Genomic DNA, 17,641 nt, shown 5'->3' on the forward strand with positions numbered 1-17,641 from the left:
TATCAATCTTGAACTCTTTTTTAAGATTTTTCTCCAATCGTTACAAACTGAACTGATACTTTTCCATCAAAATCTTTAATTTGCTTTCTTACTTTTACATATTCATTAATCAATGTATTATCTGTCGACATTTTAGGTTTTTCATCACCTAAAGATTTGTTTAGATGGAGAAGTTGCATTTTCGTTTCATTTGCCTTTATTTCTTTATATACACTATTTTTTGCTACAATCACATACCATTGCGTTGGATAATCACGCTCGTTTCCTATCCAAGCGTCACTATCGTATTTAACAGGAATCTCTTTTCCTTCTAATTCAATACTTTTCAAAGTTTTTTCGTCTTTATGTGTAAACAGTAGCGAACCTTCTTTTGGGAAATTTGGTAACGTATCTATTGGTTTAAAATTAGATCCATTATCTCGTTTACGAAAAATCTTTGTTTTAATCAATGCTTGTGCTGTAGATTCATTTAAAATTAACACCTGTCCTTTTCCATATGTACCTGTTTTCACAGAAAACGCTTCATTTTCTTTCGTAATTTCCTGATAACGATTAATAATTGGTGAAATTTTATTATCCTCTCCAATTATTAATACACCGTTTGCAGGAAAGGTGGTTTCATTTTTTGAGCATGCACTAAAGCTTATTAAAATTATTATAGTTAACATAAAAATCGTTAAAGTCCTTTTCATCACGGTTCCTTTCATCATTCAATTCATTTTTTATATACTTTTGTGTAATCTTACTAGCTGATATACTCTATTGCTCCATAGTTTTATAAAGCTTTTGTAGGTAACGCCAACGGGTTATAAAGAAATATAAAACTTGTATACATATAAATGAAATTAAAATAACGATAGAGCTATTTAAAATAGAAAAATCGACTAATTGTTGTAATGCCGTATAAGCAACTACAGTATGAATCACTGCAACGACAATCGGTAAGAAGAACATTAATAATAACTGTCTCGTTACAACTTTTTTTAATTCTCGTTTACTTAATCCCATTTTCGAAATCATTTTATATTGCTGTTGATCGCGGTCCAAATCAGTATATAATCGGAAATAGATAAAACTAGCGGCGAATGTGAAGAAGACGATGCCGACTAAAATACTTGCCATAAGTAATAATCCATTCGTTTGCTTCGCACCTAGCAACTCTAATGTTAAAGCCCGAAATTCAAAATGTACTTCTCTAGTATCTTTATCGAATATACTATTTAATTGATTTGAAATCTCCTTCGTTTTCATCCAATCATCTACAACAAATCCGTAAGTACGATATTGAATATCTTTATTATCCGGGTCACTAGTAAGAGGAATTACATCATACACATGATCTTGAACAGCAATAAAAATACTACTAGAATCATGTGGTAAAACTAAATTTTCCACAGCTTTTTTCACTTGAAATATCTTTGTCCAATCTCCTTGAATGACTTCAATATTCTTTTTATAGTCACCATTTTTAAATTCTTGTTTTTGTGATACGACTCCAGGGATTAATAAAATTTCATCTTCTTTTTCAATCGTTTCTTGTTGATACCCTAGTGCTCTCGCTAGTTCGTTATATTCACTTAACTTAATTACATTTACGTTACTTTCTGTATATTTATTTGAAGATGAAGCCATTCGATACGGAATATTAGCATCAGCAAGATGTTTTTTTATAATAGAAAGATGTTTATCCGCTATTTTATCTTTTTCAGGACCTGTATACAGAAATGTATACGGATTGGTCATCCTTACCAAATCTTTATTTCCAAGAGCAGATGTTGTACCAATTGCTGTAAATGCAACTGCTGAAATAACAGATACTATAAAAAACATGGTTGCATTATCTTTCATACGGTAAATCAATTCTGAAAATGTTAATATATTTGTTCTCTTTAAAAAGAAAGATTCACTCCTTTTCGCAAGATATAATATATAAACGCTACACTGTGTATATAAAAAGTACGTTCCTATAATTACAAGGAGTACACCAATTCCAAGCATAATAAAACTGTGACTTGAGATAAAACGAAATACTGAAATATATCCACACCCTATACTAACTAAAGATAGTAGCGATAATAAAATTGAAGATTTCGGTTCAGGCTTCGGTTTTTCTTCTGCTTGAATGAGTTCCGCAAGTTCTGTTACTTTTATCATTTTAAAAGTAACTAGCGAAACAATTAAAAATAAAACAAAAAACGTGATGACAGTTAATAGTACCGCTTGTATCGGCATATAGAAAGGTAAGCCATTATTAATCATTAATACACTTGCACTTATCAATAAAACTAATTTAGAAAATATGAGACCAATAATAATTCCGAAACAAATTGATCCAAATCCAATTAACATATTTTCAATCAATAATAATTTCTTAAGTTGTCTCATTGACATACCTTGCATCATTAAAATGCCAAATTCTTTCTTACGTGTTTTTAAAAATGAACTAACTGAATATAGAATAAAGAAAAATGAAAATACAAATATCAAACCTTGTGAAATTCTAAATCCCAAAGTACCGAATGCACTTATTGTTTCACTTGTCGATTTTAACTCACCTTGTAAATCTGGATGAAATAATAAAAGGGCGTACGTAAAGAAAATCATAATAGAAAATGCACTACTTAAAAAATGAGCAGCATATGTACGCTTATTACGAAAAATATTATTAAATGCGAACTGACGAAAAGTCATGCCTTTTCCCTCCTAACAAAGAAAGGACATCCATAATCTTTTGATAAAAAGTTTGCCTACTTTCACCACAATAAATTTCGTTATATAGTTGACCATCTTTAATAAATATAACTCTGCTGCAAAAACTCGCTGCATACGGATCATGTGTAACTAACATCATCGTTGCCTTTTCTTCCTTATTAAGAGTATCTAGCATCTCCATTACATCATTTGAAGATTTAGAATCCAAATTCCCTGTTGGCTCATCTGCAAGTAATAATTGCGGCTTATGAACGATAGCGCGAGCGATTGCTGTTCTTTGAGCTTGTCCCCCTGATATTTCAAAAGTTCTTTTACTCAATATATCTGTAATATTTAATTTCTCTGCAATTTCTTCCACTCGTTTGTTCATTTCTTGTAAAGAAACACCATCTAATGTCATCGGCAATACGATATTTTCCTTTACTGTAAGTGTGCTAAGTAGATTAAATGATTGAAAAACAAATCCCAACTGTTTCCTACGGAATAAAGCTAAATTGTCTGATGTCAACTGGAAAGGATTTGTACCATTTATTAATATTTCTCCCGATGTTGGAGAATCGATAGTAGATACCATATTTAATAACGTTGTTTTCCCACTTCCTGATGGCCCCATAATCCCTACAAATTCACCTTCTTGAATTGATAAATCGATATCTACCAATGCTTTAAAAGGTATTTTCCCTTTATATACTTTACTAATACTTTTTGCATGTAAAATTTCCATTTATATTCTCCCTTCATTTGCACTACTCACTATAAAGTGTAAATGAATTGTCTTATAGCTCATATTGATTCATCTTTCATTTATCTTACACGCTTGTAAGATTTCTAAAAAAACTGATAACAAATCTATTTTCAAACTATAACTGATGTATATCTATCTTATAATATTTGCATAGCAGCATAAAATACAGTGCTACTTATTTCTGGTCTCTGGGACACCTTGTAAACCTGAAGTGGGATTAAGAGATGTTTATCATCATTAATAGCTGCTGTATTCCTAGTATTCTTTATTAGCAACATGCAAGATATTATAAAGAATAACTATACAACTTCAAAACGATGAATAACAACTTATAATTCGCAAGTAAAACCAAAAAAGTAAATAGTACGTAAAAAAGCTCAGAGTTTTAAGCTCTAAGCTTTTTTGGTAATGATTTCATTCCGTTATAGCTCCTTTTAAAGAGCACTATTTTTTATCCACTCTGATTTACTCAATATATAATGATTATATAGTTGGTTTTCTATCGTCTGTTGATTCAGATAATTAAATCCACACTTTTCAATAACTTTATTTGATGGTACGTTGTTAATTAAAGCAACTGCGTTAAGGACATCTACATTTATATTTTCAAACAAATAGTCAATCAATCCCTTAGTCGCTTTAGTAGCGTACCCATTATTTTGATACTCGCTTGAAATGGCGTACATAATTTCCCTATTCGGTGAAGGTAGTTCTTCTTTAATACCTGTACAGCACCATCCAATAAACTCATGAGTATCCTTAATAAATACTCCTAGTTTCAAAAAGTGTCCATCTATATTCGAATGATTTTTAGCTGCCATTAGAAATGCTTTATTAGAAGGTATTTCATAATTTGTAACCCAATCAACCCTTTGTTCTTTCGTTGATTTCCAGTCTGGCAAAAACTTTTCTATTTCCAGTTGATTCGAAATTTTATAAATACTCTCCGCATCTTCAATGGAAAATTCTCGTAAGTAAATATCACCACAATCTAGTCTAAATAACTTAGTCGAACTTTCTTCTCCCATGTTAATCCCCCTTAATCAAATTTGTTATTCAGTAATTATAGATACCTCCTAGCTAGAAGGTACCCATAATCACATTAAAGTGCCTTTATCTGCTTCGTAAGTTCTTTAAATCGTTCGTCAAGTTCTTTATATCCTTTGTCGTTAGAAGTTAAAAAGCTTAATTTACCTAATACTTCTTGTCTCTCTGTTTCTAACGTTAAACGTAGCTCTTCAATATCATCTCTTGTTTTAGTAGGTTCTTCTAGCTGCTTTTGTATCGTATTGTTTGAAAACACGAGTTTCGTGTTAGTTGTTTTCTCCAAAAAATATCGATCGTGAGAAACGATAACTAGTGTTCCATTATACTCAGCCAATGTATTTTCAAGCTGTTCTCTTGAAGGTAAGTCTAGATGATTTGTCGGTTCATCTAAAATAAGTACATCTTTTTCATCTAAAATATAAGCCATTAGCTTACATTTTACTCGCTCACCCATACTCATATGCTGAATCGGCTCTTTCCATTGAGATGCTTGGAACCCTAAATGTTTCATTAAATTTTGGACTTTTCCTCTTTCTTCAAATGTCTCTTTATAAAATAAATCTTCTGGTGTTTTATCCAGTGGTAAATCAAATACTTCTTGTGTTAAATAACCAATATTTGCTGATGGTGAAATCCATATCTCTCCTTGAGCAGTTTCCGTTCCCATAATCATCTTCAGTAATGTTGTTTTCCCGCTACCGTTTGGTCCAATAATCGCAACCTTCTCACCGTGCTGGATTGTAAAATTAACGTTTTCAAATAATGTTCGTCTATTAAATTTTTTCCGCAATTGTTTCACTTCTAAGAAGCGTTTTCCTACTTTTTTATTCGCTTGAATAGAGAACTCAACTGAATACTCTTCTTTAACACGTTCTATTTTCGTTTTCTCAAGCTCTTTTTCGAGACGTTTTCGTTTTGACTTAACTTGTGCATCCATTCGCTTCGCTTTCACACGATAAAATTCTTTAACTCCTTCTTGTTTTGTAGACTGTGCATGTGCCTTTTGTGACCATGAACTTAATTCTTTTATATGAGTTTCTACTTGTTCTATCTTTTTTTGTTGTTTTTCATATTCACGCTGCTGCGTCATTCGTTTTTGCTCACGCGCTTTCATATAACTCGTATAATTACCGCTATGTTCAATTAATTTCTTATCCTCAATTGACCATATTTTTGTTGCGACAACATCTAAAAAATATCGATCATGTGATACTACAATAACTGTACCTTTCATATTTTTTATTTGTTTAATGAGAAATTCCGTACTCATCTCATCTAAATGATTTGTCGGTTCGTCTAATATTAAGACATTAGGATTTTCGGCAAAACCTTTTGCTAGTCGAACTTTCAGTTTTTCACCACCACTTAACGTAATAAAATCGTTCGTTGGAACGCCCCATTTTGCAAGAAGTTCTGCTTCTTTTGCAATCACATCATTACTAATAAAAGATTCTTTTTCTTGTTCAACATATGCTGTTGTCATATTCATTTGCTGCCATTCAACAGTGCCTTTTGATGGCTCAATCTTCCCATTTATTAATTGAAGTAAAGTTGATTTACCAGCACCATTTTTACCAATTAATCCGATAACTTCCCCTTGTTTTACTGTAACATTCATTTTTTCTAATAAAGTATTTTCCATTATTTCAACATAAACATCATTTAATTTTAATAATTCTTTCATATTACCGATCCCTTTCATTAAGGGAGAACAAAAAAATCCTCCCAAATTAATTTGGCAGGATTAGTCGTTACATTATTTATACCCAAATAAGCTATTACGCGTAATAAATAGCAATACCGTTGTATGGAAACTGGGCAGACTAATCCTATTTTTTATAAATTGAAATTTATTGAATTTCAACATTTAAAAATAAGATTAGTTAATCATCGTCCACCCATCATTCCTTTCCGTCTTTAATAACCATATTGTACCATAATAGTACTGTATGAGTAAATGCAATTATATGTGCTGTTATAAAGATCACTTTTTTTAGGTCTATTTATCATTTCTACACTTCATATCGATTAAGCACAAACAACATTTGTTGTAATACTGGCTTTATATTTCCCTACCAGTAAACTTCTAAGCACTCCCTCTTATATAATTTTTATATAAATTTATCATTAATCATATATTATACATATTAAATTTCAGTTCTTATAATAAAGATATCATTTTTAAGGGGGGATTCTACAATGGAATTTAGTAAACTAGGATACAGTGGATTAACTGTAAGCAAGATTGCATATGGGAATTGGATAAACCATGGTGGAAAAGTAGATGAGGATACTGCAAATGATTGTGTGAAAACCGCACTAGATGTCGGTATTACAACGTTCGATACTGCTGATGTTTATTCGGACACTATAGCTGAGGAAGTCCTTGGCCGATCTTTGCAAGGTATACGTCGAGAGAGTATAGAACTATGTACAAAAGTGTGCCATCCGACTGGGGCTGGAAAAAATGATAGAGGCTTATCACGAAAGCATATTTTAGAAAATTGTAATGCATCTTTACGTCGATTACAAACAGACTACATCGATGTCTATTATGCACATAGATTTGATACAACAACTCCTCTTGAAGAAACGATGTTAGCTTTCTCAGATCTTGTAAGACAAGGAAAAGTTCTTTATATTGGTGTAAGTGAATGGACATCAGAACAAATCACCCGCGGTTCAGCACTTGCACGAGAATTGAAAATTCCACTCATTGCTAGCCAACCTCAATACTCGATATTGTGGCGAGTTATCGAAACTGATGTGATACCAACATGTCAACTTGAGGGACTTGGTCAAGTTGTATGGTCTCCCCTCGCACAAGGGATTCTCACTGGAAAATATCAACCTGGTAAACCAATCCCCACTCAATCACGTGCTAATTCAGATGCTGGTAAACCATTTTTCCACAAACTCGTGCAACGTTGGATGAGTGATGATGTACTCACTGCTATCCAGAAACTCAATCCCATCGCGCAAGAAAATAATCTTACCCTACCTCAACTCGCAGTTGCATGGGTACTACAAAATCCAGCTGTTTCCTCCGCGATTATCGGCGCTTCAAATCCGGAGCAAATAAGAGAAAATGCAGTAGCTGCTGGTGTTAAATTGCAACCTGAAATTATGGATCAGATTGATAGTGTACTAAAAGATTTCATTGAGTACGATCCAAGCAAAACAGGCTGAAACATCAGTAATATACTTAATGAAAAACATAAAAATAACTTTGTAGTCCCAATTTAATATAAAAGTTTCCCTTTCAAAATTCCCACTGCCCATCCCATCAAGATGGGCTTTTTCTCTTTAAACTCAAATTATGAAGTCGTATAAACCTCTCTAACAACTGTTAAGAAGTGCTCTAACACTACAGACTGTTCATCTTGTCTCCATCCAACATATAAATTTATTTCCGGTGTGTTTTCTTGAATTTCTTTATACATGACTCCCGATTTTTTATAACTTTCCACCGATGATGGAACGACAGAAATCCCTATTCCTGCAACAACTAAATTCACAATCGTTTGCATTTGAATCGCTTCTTGAACAATATTTAAACTTACTCCATGTTCCCAAAAGTAACTAATAATTAAATCATAAAAGTTTGTACCAAAATGACGGGGAAATAAAATAAATGGTTCATCAACTAATGATTTGATTGAAATGTTAGGTAACGAAACCAAAGGGTGATCTTGATGCAAAACCAATTTTAAACATTCCTCAGAACAAACTTCGGAAGCTAATATTTCATTGTTCTGCTTGGAACGAATAAATCCAATATGAATTTGTTTTTCATAGAGTGCTTTTATTTGTTGGTCTGTTGTCATCTCGCGTAATATGAGCTGTATTTTAGGAAAACGTTCTCGAAATTTTTTTAATATATTTATAACAGTTTCTGTAGAATCGACAAAACCAATTATTAAATGTCCTATCTTCCCTTCATCCGCAAGCTGTGTTTCTTTAATGATTCTATCTACTTGAAGCAACGTTTGCCGTGCACCTTCTAAAAATATTTCCCCCGCACTGGTAAGTTCAACCATTCTTTTTGTTCGATGAAAAAGTTGAACTCCTAATTCTTCTTCTAATTTACGAATTTCTTGACTTAAAGGTGGTTGAGCCATCCTAAGCCGCTCTGCTGCACGACTAAAGTTTAATTCTTCTGCCACCGTTATGAAATATCTCATTTTCCGAATATCCATTTCAATACACCTCTTTCATTAACTAGTAAAAAAGGATTCTCTTTTAATACTAAAAAGCATTAATGTATCTAGTATTTTTTTTATTTTTAACAAGATCGTTTTGCTTCACTTATGTAAATAATCTTTTATTCCGGAATTTTATCAAGGGTACAAAACAAGGCTAAAAAACTTATCTCAAAAGTTCTTTAGCCTGTATGACTTTTTACACATTACAAAATTTAATTCGTACAACGGTACCTTTACCAACTTTTGAATGTATCTCTACACTATGTCCTAATTGTTTTGTAATTTCATATACAAGATATAGTCCCATTCCAGTTGATTCTTTAAAATCTCTACCGTTTTCTCCTGTAAAGAAAGGTTTAAATACTCTTGGTAAGTCTTGCTTCGGTATCCCTACGCCACTATCGATAATTTCAAGTACAACTATATTCCCTTCCTTACATGCTTTTACTATAATCTTTTCTCTACTACCTGATGAATATTTAATTGCATTCGATATAATTTGTCCAATTAAAAATTGTAACCATTTCGCATCACTTTCTACAATAATACCCTTATCAATTTCAAGCTCTGGATATACAAAATTCCGGATAAAGAAGCGTTTATGTTCATGTACAGAATCATTCACTATTTTATGTAATTGTACTCTTTCAACATAAAAATCTTGTGTAAATGCTTCTAAACGTGCGACATACAGAGCCATCTCTAACCCCTTTTTCAATCTATCTGTTTCCTCATTAATACTTTCAAAACGCGAATCCACTTCATCCTGTGTAATTAATTCTATTACGGATAAAGGTGTTTTCATTTGATGAATCCACTGATTCATAAAGGTTAAATGATCATTATTTTTTCTCTCTTGTAATTGCAGCTGATTTTGATAATGGCGATATTGCACCTCGAGCAGATCTTGGAGAGCAGTTGATAAAACTGCAAAATCAGATTTTTGAACAGATTCATCCAAAGATTGCATTGGATTTGCTAACCGTTCATAAAAAGATCGATGTGTAAAATAACGAAATAATAAATAACTTACCATAAAAAAAGCACCTAAGAACATTGCATATAATGCCGTTGTAATATGATTATGCCCATCAAACCAATATACAAGGAATATGGCTAGGAGTTGGAAAACAGTAAAACATATAAGTGGTATATGATCACGTATAAACAGTCTTATCATTTTTCCATACCATTTCCCCAAGTAATATGCAGTCTATATCCAACACTGCGAATTGTTTCAATCGCTCCTTCAATATGTAACGTTTTTAACTTTTTACGTACACGTGTTGTATTTACACTTAATGTATTATCATCAACATAGGATTCACTATCCCATAATTTATTAAGTAACACTTCTCTACTCACAACGCGCGGATAATTTTTCATTAACATTTCTAATAAAATGGCTTCGTTTCTCGTTATATCAATCTCTTGGTTTCTAAGTTTTAATACAAGTCTTTCGGGATATAAACAAAGACCTTGTTGCTCAACCATTCGTTCTTCTAGTTTCGGTGCATAATCTCCATAAGCACGCCTTAAATGACTGCGGATTTTCGCCATTACAACTTCATAGTGGAATGGCTTCGGAATAAAATCATCGCCACCATTTTCTAACGCCATAACTTGATCCATAGTACCTTCGCGGGCCGAAATAAATAATATCGGACATGTAGAAACCGCACGAATTTGACGACACCAATAGTACCCATCAAAACTTGGTAAATTAATATCTAATAAAACTAACTCTGGTTGTTCTTCTAAAAATGTGTCTAACACATTTTGAAAATCCGATACAATAATTCCTTGGTAACCGTATTTCGCAACATAAGTTGATAATAGCTCCGCAATTTTCATATCATCTTCTACAATCATAATTTTAACCATTTTTTAACTCCTTTTCGATCCACAATCTCATATACAATTATACAAAATAAATACTATCTCTTTTCATTAAATCCGTAAATTAAAAAAGGATGCTTTTATACCAAAGTATCCTTTTTCTATTTTTTCTTATTTAATATGAAATTCAATCAAAGTAAATCCCAGTTTCTTCACATAATCCATCCCTAGTTCCATCCGCGCCGTTTTCAACGGATCCACAACTTGGCAAACTTTTAAATTACCTGCTGCTGATAATAAAAGAGTTGCATCAGCTTTAGGCATTTCTAATTCTTCATGTAAAAATGTCACCATATTATGTACGGCGCGACTAGCTGCATCATCTAACAATTTCTCTGAAGCAATCGTCATTATTTTTTCTTTTTGGATAGCCATTGGTAGTGGCCATTTCTTTCCTTTTATAGTTTGAACTGTTACAGTTACCTCACCGGCAACTTCCACCCCACTAACACCAATTTCACCATCACCCATTGCAGCGTGTAAATCACCTAATGCTAAAAGAGCACCTGGAACATTTACAGGTAATAATAATGTTGTTCCTTCTTTTATCTCTTTACAATCCATATTCCCGCCGTGATCATGTGGAGTACCACATGAAATACTCTCTTCTTTCGGTGCGGTACCAATTACACCAATCATTGGATTAATTGGAATTTGTAGTTCATTTGAAAATACAACATGTTCATTATGTATTGGGACAATTTTCACTGTATTTTCATTTAGCTCATCACCCATTACACCAAGGTTCACACCTGTAGTTAAAACACCCTGCTCTGCAATTTTAATCTTTTCAATCGTTACGACTAATATATCTCCAGGTTCTGCGTCTTTAATATATACAGGTCCAGTCGCTGGATTAATTCGATTCCAATCTAGTTCTTGAAACACAACATCTTCAAAATCAATTTGATTTTCAAAGCAGTCGTACGTTTCAAATATAATCCTGCTCCCAGGCTCTACTTCCATACATGGCTCATTATGTGGAGACATTGCGTAAATGATATGGTCTTTATGAATTCGATGCATAGTACCTCTCCTTTTTCATTTTTATCTTCTATATAATAATTAGCTTTTAACCGTATAAGCCCCTTTTTAAAATTAGTAGTAATTTTAAAGAAAAAAGCACTTAGCTCATTTTGAAACATACACTCTTTACTATAACAGGTAAAGAAAGGTTGTATCACTATGCCCCTTATTCCATACAACGAAAGTGACGTTGAATTACTTGCACGTTTAATACGCGCTGAAGCTGAAGGCGAAGGTCGACAAGGAGAACAACTTGTTGGATGTGTTGTAGTAAACCGTGTATTTTGTGATTGCTTAGATTTTAAACAGATCCGTACAGTACGCGATGCTGTGTATCAAAGCCCTGGCGGATTTGAAGCGGTTCAATACGGATACTTTTATCAACGTGCTCGTGAATCAGAAAAAGAAATCGCAAGACGAGTTTTACAAGGTGAATGGCGCTGGCCAGCAAGATGGGCTCTTTGGTATTTCCGTCCAGTCGGAGCTTGCCCGCCTCAGTGGTATAATCAGCCGTTTGCAGGGCAATTTAAAAGCCATTGTTTTTATGAACCGAATGGGGATGAATGTCCAAAAATGTATTCAAGGTAGAGATATATTTAGCAACGCAAGTACTTATTTTTATAAGTACTTGCGTTGTTTTTGTATCTGACTCTAGAAATCTAATAATGAGACAAATTTTTCAACTCCGACAACATGTATAAGTAGTGGTATACGCGGGCCACTTGATTGATTCATAATGAGCATATATATAATAATAAACAATTGTTTTTGATTTTCTTTCATTATTTTTTTATTTTCATGATGACAAATCGGATACAATTGTTCCATTAGGTTAGAATGATCGTTATTAGAACGAAGTACTTCACAAACTTCTACTACCCATTTTTTCTGCCTATCTTCTAATGTATTATAAAACTCTGTATTTTTCTCTTGATTTACCGTAATCAATTTTTCAGATTGAAAGTTTCTTATCCAATACTCTGCACGATTACATATCGCAATCATTTCAGGTAATGCATAACTCCTATCTATCTTTTCTAATATACCTTGTAAAATAGTTGAATCAAAATTTAATAACGGTAAAGTTCCTGCTACTTGATTAAACTTTGGATATCCTTTAAATCGACTATTTACTCTAGAAAGTTTAATTGCATCAAATAAATCTTCATTTTTGAGTGTTTTATTTTCATAACTGTCCTTCAATCGTTCATACTCTGTATAATTTCGAATCACATCTTCATCCAGTCCGATATGAAAAGCTGCGCCTGGCTTATATTTTGCAAACATAAAAAGAATCACTTCTGGCAAATACACTTTTAATAAGTCGTTAGGTGTAATACTATTCCCTGAAGAACTGGACATTTTTTCATGATTACCTTTAATTCCAATGAAATCATAAGCAACGTAATGAGGAGCCTCACGATTGAATACTTTCCTTGCAATTTCTTTGGATACATTATAACTACCCGTTTCCGATGAATGGTCTCTTCCACCCGGTTCGAAAATAACATCCTCTATCATCCATCTCATTGGCCAATCGATTTTCCAATTCAGTTTCATTTTATTTGTATTTAATACTGATAATTCATTTTGATTTCCACATTCACATTCATACCTAACTGTTTTTAATACTTCATCAAAATGTATAATAATTGTTGCATCTTTCCCACATCTCTCGCAATATAACGTAACTGGATAAAAGTTTTCTCTATCTTCCTCGCGGTGTACGCCTGTTTTAAAATCCATTAAAATATCATATATTTCTTTTCTTTTATACAAAGACTCTAATATGTTTCCGTTATACCTTCCCCTTCTATACTCAGCGTGTTGATAAATGAATTCCACTTCAATCCCAAATGCTTGGAGCGATTTCTCAAATTCTTTTTCAAAATGCTCTGCATATGAGTTATGACCCCCATACGGATCTGGAATATCACAGTATGGCAAACCAATATACCTTGCAAAAGATGGATCAATATTTTTTGGGACTTTTCTGAACCTGTCGTAATCATCCCATGAAAATATAAAACGAGTCTTTTTCCCTAAATCTTGAAGCGCCCTAACAACGAAATAAGTCGTTACTATTTCACGAAAGTTCCCAATATGAACCGAACCAGATGGACTAATTCCAGATGCACAAACAAAAGTTTCTTTGTTTGGATGTTTTCTAATTAATTCATGTGCTATTTCATACGCCCAATGCATATGTTACTCACCTCAATTGTATTTTTGTTTTCACATTTTCATTTTTATGCAATAAAAAAACTCCCACCTCCAAGATTATTCATCTTGAGGACGAGAGTTATTAGCTTCGCGATACCACCTCAGTTTGTTAATACGTCACCATATTAACCTCTTCAGGTACGGCAAAACATGCTTATACCCTATCTCTATAACGGGAGAACCCGTCGCACTATCCCTAAATAAATTAGTTCCTTGCGCAGCTCCAAGTCTTTTTTCATTAAGATGTTTACCGCTCCTTCTCAGCTACCGAAGCTCTCTGTATGTATTCTTTCTTAACTACTCTTCTCTTCAACGCCAATTTATATATAAGTTTTTTTCATATGATAATTTATAACATATGTTTTGTCAAATTTTTCTGAACAAAAATTGATAACACATATTTTCCCTTATCTAAAAAAATATTTTATTGCTTCAAGTTGAATTTTATGACTACATTCATCACAACAATATGCCCCTTTCGGTTTCTCTTTAAATCGCTTATACTTTTCACTTCCCTCATATACTCGAAATACATTTTTACAAGAAAAACAACAGATCTCATAAAACATCATATGTCTATTTCTCCCCACAGTTATATGCTATTTTCAAGTTACTTGAGAAGGTCTTCTTTTTTCATAGTACATCTTTATTCCAATCTAACAAAAGGTTTACCTCCATTTTTATCGAACTTTATATGTATCTTTAATAAATTGAGGTGAAACATAGTGCACAGAAGTATTGAATTAGTCGTAGATGCTAAGGCTTGTTTAGGTGAAGGGCCTTGCTGGAATGAGAAGAAACAAATATTATATTGGGTTGATATTATCGAGAAGAAGTTATGCCTTTATAATCCTGCTAATAATACGAACAGAGTGATAATTCTCGACCAGCAAATTGGTTGTGTTGTTCCATATTTAGATAGTGTAGTACTTTTAGCTATGGAAAGAGGCTTTTATTCTCTTAATCTAAATACAGAAAAGCTTACACATATTTATGATCCCGAACCAAATTTATTAAAAAATCGTTTTAATGACGGGAAATGCGACCCAGCTGGTCGTTTTTGGGCAGGTACTACTGACTTATATGGTATAAGTGGGGCCGGTTCCTTGTATTGTTTGAATAATAATTACAGCGTAGAGAAAAAAATTTCGCATGTAAATACTTCAAACGGACTAGCATGGTCCCCTGACTATGCATACCTTTATTTTATTGATACACCTACTAAAAAAGTAGTTCGTTATCATTATGACATACACACTGGTGTAATTAGCAATCCAACAGATGTTATCACCTTCCCTGAAAATGACGGTCTACCCGATGGTATGACAATTGACGAAGAAGGTTGTTTATGGATTGCGCATTGGGGAGGTTCGAAAATTACTAGATGGAATCCCTTGACTGGAGAACAAATATTAAGCATTCCGATCCCTGCGTTATATGTAACATCGTGTACATTTGGAGGATCTAATTTAACCGATTTGTATATAACAACAGCCAGAACAAGAATGACGGATAAGGAATTAAAACAGTACCCACATGCTGGTGGTATATTTCGAATTCAAACGAACGTTAAAGGTTGTCCAACATATTCATTTCGCTGTGAAAACATTGGAGTCGAAACACTATGACCAGAATCGATTACATAAGACAAGAAGAGAAAAAGTATCATGATTTTTGCTATGAACAATACAAATTATTCGAAGCAGGATCATGGCTTTATAAACCTGTTAAAACAGTTTTGGATTTCATGGATTATTTTGAAGGACAGAACTACCTGCAAGTACTTGACCTTGGCTCTGGTGTTGGTAGAAACAGTATTCCAATTGCACAAAAAATCATGAATACTGGCGGCACTGTTACTTGTGTTGATTTACTTGATTCGGCTTTAACGAAGTTACAAGTTTATAGTAAAGAATATGGTGTATTTGAAGTAATAAAAACGGAGCAATCAGCAATCGAAAATTACTATATTCCCCCTAATAGTTATGACTACATCGTTGCAGCATCAAGTATAGAGCATGTCAAATCTGAAGAAGATTTTAAAAAAGTACTTCATGCTATAAAAAACGGAACAAAGAGTGGCGGTATTATTTGTTTAATTGTCAACTCTAACATTCGGGAAGTAGACTTAGAAACAGGAGAAGAACTAGATGCGTTAATTGAAATTAACCTAACGACTGAAGAAATGTTGCATGTACTAAAAAAGATATATATTGAATGGCAAGAAGTAACAGTTGAAATAAAAAAATTAGCATACGATATCGTACGTAACGGAAAACACATTCAATTAAATACGAATGCGATTACTTATGTCACTCAAAACATGTAGTATATACGAGTGTTATCCCCTATTTCGAAATCATCCACCCCTTCTCCAATGTCTTCAATTACTCCAGCTACATCTAACCCTAAAGTAATCGGAAATGAAAATTGCAACTTTTCCTGTAAATCTCCTTTTCTTATTTTCCAATCAACAGGATTGACAGATGTTGCATAGATACGTATTAACACTTCATTACTTTTAACCACTGGTTTTGGAACTTGGATTTCTTGTAATCCTGCTACACTTCCATATTGATTAATAACAATTGCTTTCATTTTCTCTCCTCCCTACTGTCTATTTTAATAAGTTACAATTATTTTTCGGAATTTCACGACTTAAATGACAATAAATATGTTTGGAGGTGATATTTATGCCACTCTACTAATTAAGTAAGATGAATATAAAACATTCACCTTACTTTAATACACTCTATTTTACGGTTAAGAAACTCCCCAAGTTATATTTTCTTTATTTGTTAATTTACTTCAAATGAAATGGAGAGAAAACTATGAGCGAGAAAATTTTCAAAATAAATGGTATTGATATATGTACAGAAAGCTTTGGTAACCCTAATGACCCAGCAATTTTATTAATTATGGGGGCTACATGCTCAATGGTTTATTGGGATGAAGAATTTTGTGAACGGTTGGCTAGTACAGGAAGATTTGTCATTCGTTATGATAACCGTGATGTTGGGCGCTCTTTTACATATGAGCCTGGGACTTCCAATTACACTGTAGCAGACATGGCTGAAGATGCCATTGGGGTACTCGATGCGTATCATATTGACAAGGCACACCTTTTGGGCATGTCATTAGGAGGTATGATTGCTCAAATCGCTGTAGTAAAACATCCTGACAGAATTTTAACATTAACCCTATTAGCGACGAGTGTTATTGGATCTGATAATAACACTCGCGATTTACCTCCAATGGACGAAAGAATTTTAACACATCATGCTAATAGCGTAAATATAGACTGGACAAATCAAAATGATGTCGCAGAATACTTAGTTTCAGGCTCTCGTCTACTCTGCGGATCAAAACGTCTATTTGATAAACAAAGGGTTTATAAACAAGTAAAACAAGAAATAGAGCGAGCTAATAATTTATTAAGTATGTTTAATCATGCTCTTCTTAAAGGTGATGATTCGTATGAAGGTGTAATTCAATTGATACAAGTACCTACATTAGTAATTCACGGTACAGACGATACCGCACTACCATTTGAACATGGTCTCGCACTTATTAATGAAATTCCGAATTCAAAACTATTAACCCTTGAAGGTGCAGGACATGAGATTCATTCTGATGACTGGGATGAAATTATTAAAGCACATTCTAAACTATAGAATAAAAACACCTATTAAAAGTGACGCAAATTACATTGCGTCACTTTTTTATGCAATAAAAACAAAAACCCATCACTGCATCCGTATGTATAGTGATGGGCTCTACCTAT

Annotated in this window: 16 protein-coding genes, 1 pseudogene and 1 other annotated feature; of the genes and pseudogenes, 5 read left to right on the plus strand and 12 right to left on the minus strand. The window is 33.2% G+C overall.

Features of this window, described 5'->3' with window-relative positions; genetic code table 11:
• Nucleotides 1–20: 20 nt before the first annotated feature.
• From U860_RS0110495 to abc-f, 5 genes are all read right to left on the minus strand, one after another.
• Entirely contained in the window at nt 21–692 is a 672-nt protein-coding gene (locus U860_RS0110495; protein ID WP_025148474.1) for a lipoprotein BA_5634 family protein, read from the minus strand.
• Between the two features lie 67 nt (nt 693–759).
• A complete protein-coding gene (locus U860_RS0110500) occupies nt 760–2,691 on the minus strand; it encodes an ABC transporter permease (protein ID WP_025148475.1) in 1,932 nt (643 codons plus the stop codon).
• Nucleotides 2,666–3,436 carry an ABC transporter ATP-binding protein gene (locus U860_RS0110505; protein WP_025148476.1) on the minus strand — a complete coding sequence of 257 codons (771 nt, stop codon included), beginning with the start codon at nt 3,434–3,436 and terminating at the stop codon, nt 2,666–2,668. The genes U860_RS0110500 and U860_RS0110505 overlap by 26 nt, the downstream gene beginning before the upstream one ends.
• 455 nt (nt 3,437–3,891) lie before the next feature.
• Nucleotides 3,892–4,485 carry a GNAT family N-acetyltransferase gene (locus U860_RS0110510; RefSeq protein ID WP_025148477.1) on the minus strand — a complete coding sequence of 198 codons (594 nt, stop codon included), beginning with the start codon at nt 4,483–4,485 and terminating at the stop codon, nt 3,892–3,894.
• A 74-nt stretch (nt 4,486–4,559) separates the two neighbouring features.
• A complete protein-coding gene (gene abc-f / locus U860_RS0110515) occupies nt 4,560–6,188 on the minus strand; it encodes a ribosomal protection-like ABC-F family protein (RefSeq protein WP_025148478.1) in 1,629 nt (542 codons plus the stop codon).
• Between the two features lie 515 nt (nt 6,189–6,703).
• Between abc-f and U860_RS0110520 the strand changes: the two genes are divergently transcribed.
• A complete protein-coding gene (locus tag U860_RS0110520; protein ID WP_025148479.1) occupies nt 6,704–7,693 on the plus strand; it encodes an aldo/keto reductase family protein in 990 nt (329 codons plus the stop codon).
• A 128-nt stretch (nt 7,694–7,821) separates the two neighbouring features.
• Here the strand turns inward: U860_RS0110520 and U860_RS0110525 are convergent, their stop codons facing one another.
• The 4 genes from U860_RS0110525 to U860_RS0110540 form a co-directional block, all read right to left on the minus strand.
• Complete coding sequence (locus U860_RS0110525) at nt 7,822–8,703, minus strand: LysR substrate-binding domain-containing protein (RefSeq protein ID WP_025148480.1); 882 nt, start codon at nt 8,701–8,703, stop codon at nt 7,822–7,824.
• 202 nt (nt 8,704–8,905) lie between these two features.
• Nucleotides 8,906–9,889 (minus strand): sensor histidine kinase, encoded by a 984-nt coding sequence (locus tag U860_RS0110530; protein ID WP_025148481.1) that lies wholly within the window; start codon nt 9,887–9,889, stop codon nt 8,906–8,908.
• On the minus strand, nt 9,886–10,593 hold the full coding sequence (locus U860_RS0110535) for a response regulator transcription factor (protein WP_025148482.1): 708 nt from the start codon (nt 10,591–10,593) through the stop codon (nt 9,886–9,888). Before U860_RS0110535 ends, U860_RS0110530 begins: the two co-directional genes overlap by 4 nt.
• A 126-nt stretch (nt 10,594–10,719) precedes the next feature.
• On the minus strand, nt 10,720–11,634 hold the full coding sequence (locus tag U860_RS0110540) for an acetamidase/formamidase family protein (RefSeq protein WP_025148483.1): 915 nt from the start codon (nt 11,632–11,634) through the stop codon (nt 10,720–10,722).
• A gap of 159 nt (nt 11,635–11,793) precedes the next feature.
• Here U860_RS0110540 and U860_RS0110545 point away from each other — a divergent pair, with 159 nt between their 5' ends.
• The gene (locus tag U860_RS0110545; protein ID WP_025148484.1) at nt 11,794–12,222 is read left to right on the plus strand and encodes a cell wall hydrolase; all 429 of its coding nucleotides are present in this window, start codon (nt 11,794–11,796) and stop codon (nt 12,220–12,222) included.
• A 63-nt stretch (nt 12,223–12,285) separates the two neighbouring features.
• Here the strand turns inward: U860_RS0110545 and lysS are convergent, their stop codons facing one another.
• Both lysS and U860_RS33075 read right to left on the minus strand, forming a co-directional pair.
• Complete coding sequence (lysS, locus tag U860_RS0110550; RefSeq protein WP_025148485.1) at nt 12,286–13,839, minus strand: lysine--tRNA ligase; 1,554 nt, start codon at nt 13,837–13,839, stop codon at nt 12,286–12,288.
• A gap of 83 nt (nt 13,840–13,922) precedes the next feature.
• Nucleotides 13,923–14,179, minus strand: a binding site (T-box leader).
• A gap of 85 nt (nt 14,180–14,264) precedes the next feature.
• Entirely contained in the window at nt 14,265–14,429 is a 165-nt protein-coding gene (locus tag U860_RS33075) for a DUF2197 domain-containing protein (RefSeq protein ID WP_115610305.1), read from the minus strand.
• A gap of 153 nt (nt 14,430–14,582) precedes the next feature.
• Here U860_RS33075 and U860_RS0110560 point away from each other — a divergent pair, with 153 nt between their 5' ends.
• Nucleotides 14,583–15,485 (plus strand): SMP-30/gluconolactonase/LRE family protein, encoded by a 903-nt coding sequence (locus U860_RS0110560; protein WP_025148486.1) that lies wholly within the window; start codon nt 14,583–14,585, stop codon nt 15,483–15,485.
• Nucleotides 15,482–16,186, plus strand: a complete 705-nt coding sequence (locus U860_RS0110565; protein WP_025148487.1) for a class I SAM-dependent methyltransferase — start codon at nt 15,482–15,484, stop codon at nt 16,184–16,186. The genes U860_RS0110560 and U860_RS0110565 overlap by 4 nt, the downstream gene beginning before the upstream one ends.
• Before the next feature lie 14 nt (nt 16,187–16,200).
• Here the strand turns inward: U860_RS0110565 and U860_RS0110570 are convergent.
• Nucleotides 16,201–16,455 (minus strand): annotated as a pseudogene (locus U860_RS0110570) (alcohol dehydrogenase catalytic domain-containing protein); the annotation flags it as partial.
• Nucleotides 16,456–16,688: 233 nt separating this feature from the next.
• On the opposite strand from U860_RS0110570, the gene U860_RS0110575 reads away from it, so the two are divergent.
• Entirely contained in the window at nt 16,689–17,531 is an 843-nt protein-coding gene (locus U860_RS0110575; protein ID WP_025148489.1) for an alpha/beta hydrolase, read from the plus strand.
• Nucleotides 17,532–17,641 lie beyond the last annotated feature (110 nt).

This window comes from Bacillus sp. H1a (assembly GCF_000633475.1).
GTDB lineage: Bacteria > Bacillota > Bacilli > Bacillales > Bacillaceae_G > Bacillus_A > Bacillus_A paramycoides.

What these genes read in the sequence shown, in the direction of transcription:
- U860_RS0110530 (WP_025148481.1), bottom strand. Translation starts at nt 9,889, where the DNA reads ATGATAAGACTGTTTATACGTGATCATATACCACTTATATGTTTTACT.
- lysS (WP_025148485.1), bottom strand. Translation starts at nt 13,839, where the DNA reads ATGCATTGGGCGTATGAAATAGCACATGAATTAATTAGAAAACATCCA.
- U860_RS0110525 (WP_025148480.1), bottom strand. Translation starts at nt 8,703, where the DNA reads ATGGATATTCGGAAAATGAGATATTTCATAACGGTGGCAGAAGAATTA.
- U860_RS0110495 (WP_025148474.1), bottom strand. Translation starts at nt 692, where the DNA reads ATGAAAAGGACTTTAACGATTTTTATGTTAACTATAATAATTTTAATA.
- U860_RS33075 (WP_115610305.1), bottom strand. Translation starts at nt 14,429, where the DNA reads ATGATGTTTTATGAGATCTGTTGTTTTTCTTGTAAAAATGTATTTCGA.
- U860_RS0110520 (WP_025148479.1), top strand. Translation starts at nt 6,704, where the DNA reads ATGGAATTTAGTAAACTAGGATACAGTGGATTAACTGTAAGCAAGATT.
- U860_RS0110540 (WP_025148483.1), bottom strand. Translation starts at nt 11,634, where the DNA reads ATGCATCGAATTCATAAAGACCATATCATTTACGCAATGTCTCCACAT.
- U860_RS0110505 (WP_025148476.1), bottom strand. Translation starts at nt 3,436, where the DNA reads ATGGAAATTTTACATGCAAAAAGTATTAGTAAAGTATATAAAGGGAAA.
- abc-f (WP_025148478.1), bottom strand. Translation starts at nt 6,188, where the DNA reads ATGAAAGAATTATTAAAATTAAATGATGTTTATGTTGAAATAATGGAA.
- U860_RS0110575 (WP_025148489.1), top strand. Translation starts at nt 16,689, where the DNA reads ATGAGCGAGAAAATTTTCAAAATAAATGGTATTGATATATGTACAGAA.
- U860_RS0110500 (WP_025148475.1), bottom strand. Translation starts at nt 2,691, where the DNA reads ATGACTTTTCGTCAGTTCGCATTTAATAATATTTTTCGTAATAAGCGT.
- U860_RS0110565 (WP_025148487.1), top strand. Translation starts at nt 15,482, where the DNA reads ATGACCAGAATCGATTACATAAGACAAGAAGAGAAAAAGTATCATGAT.
- U860_RS0110545 (WP_025148484.1), top strand. Translation starts at nt 11,794, where the DNA reads ATGCCCCTTATTCCATACAACGAAAGTGACGTTGAATTACTTGCACGT.
- U860_RS0110535 (WP_025148482.1), bottom strand. Translation starts at nt 10,593, where the DNA reads ATGGTTAAAATTATGATTGTAGAAGATGATATGAAAATTGCGGAGCTA.
- U860_RS0110510 (WP_025148477.1), bottom strand. Translation starts at nt 4,485, where the DNA reads ATGGGAGAAGAAAGTTCGACTAAGTTATTTAGACTAGATTGTGGTGAT.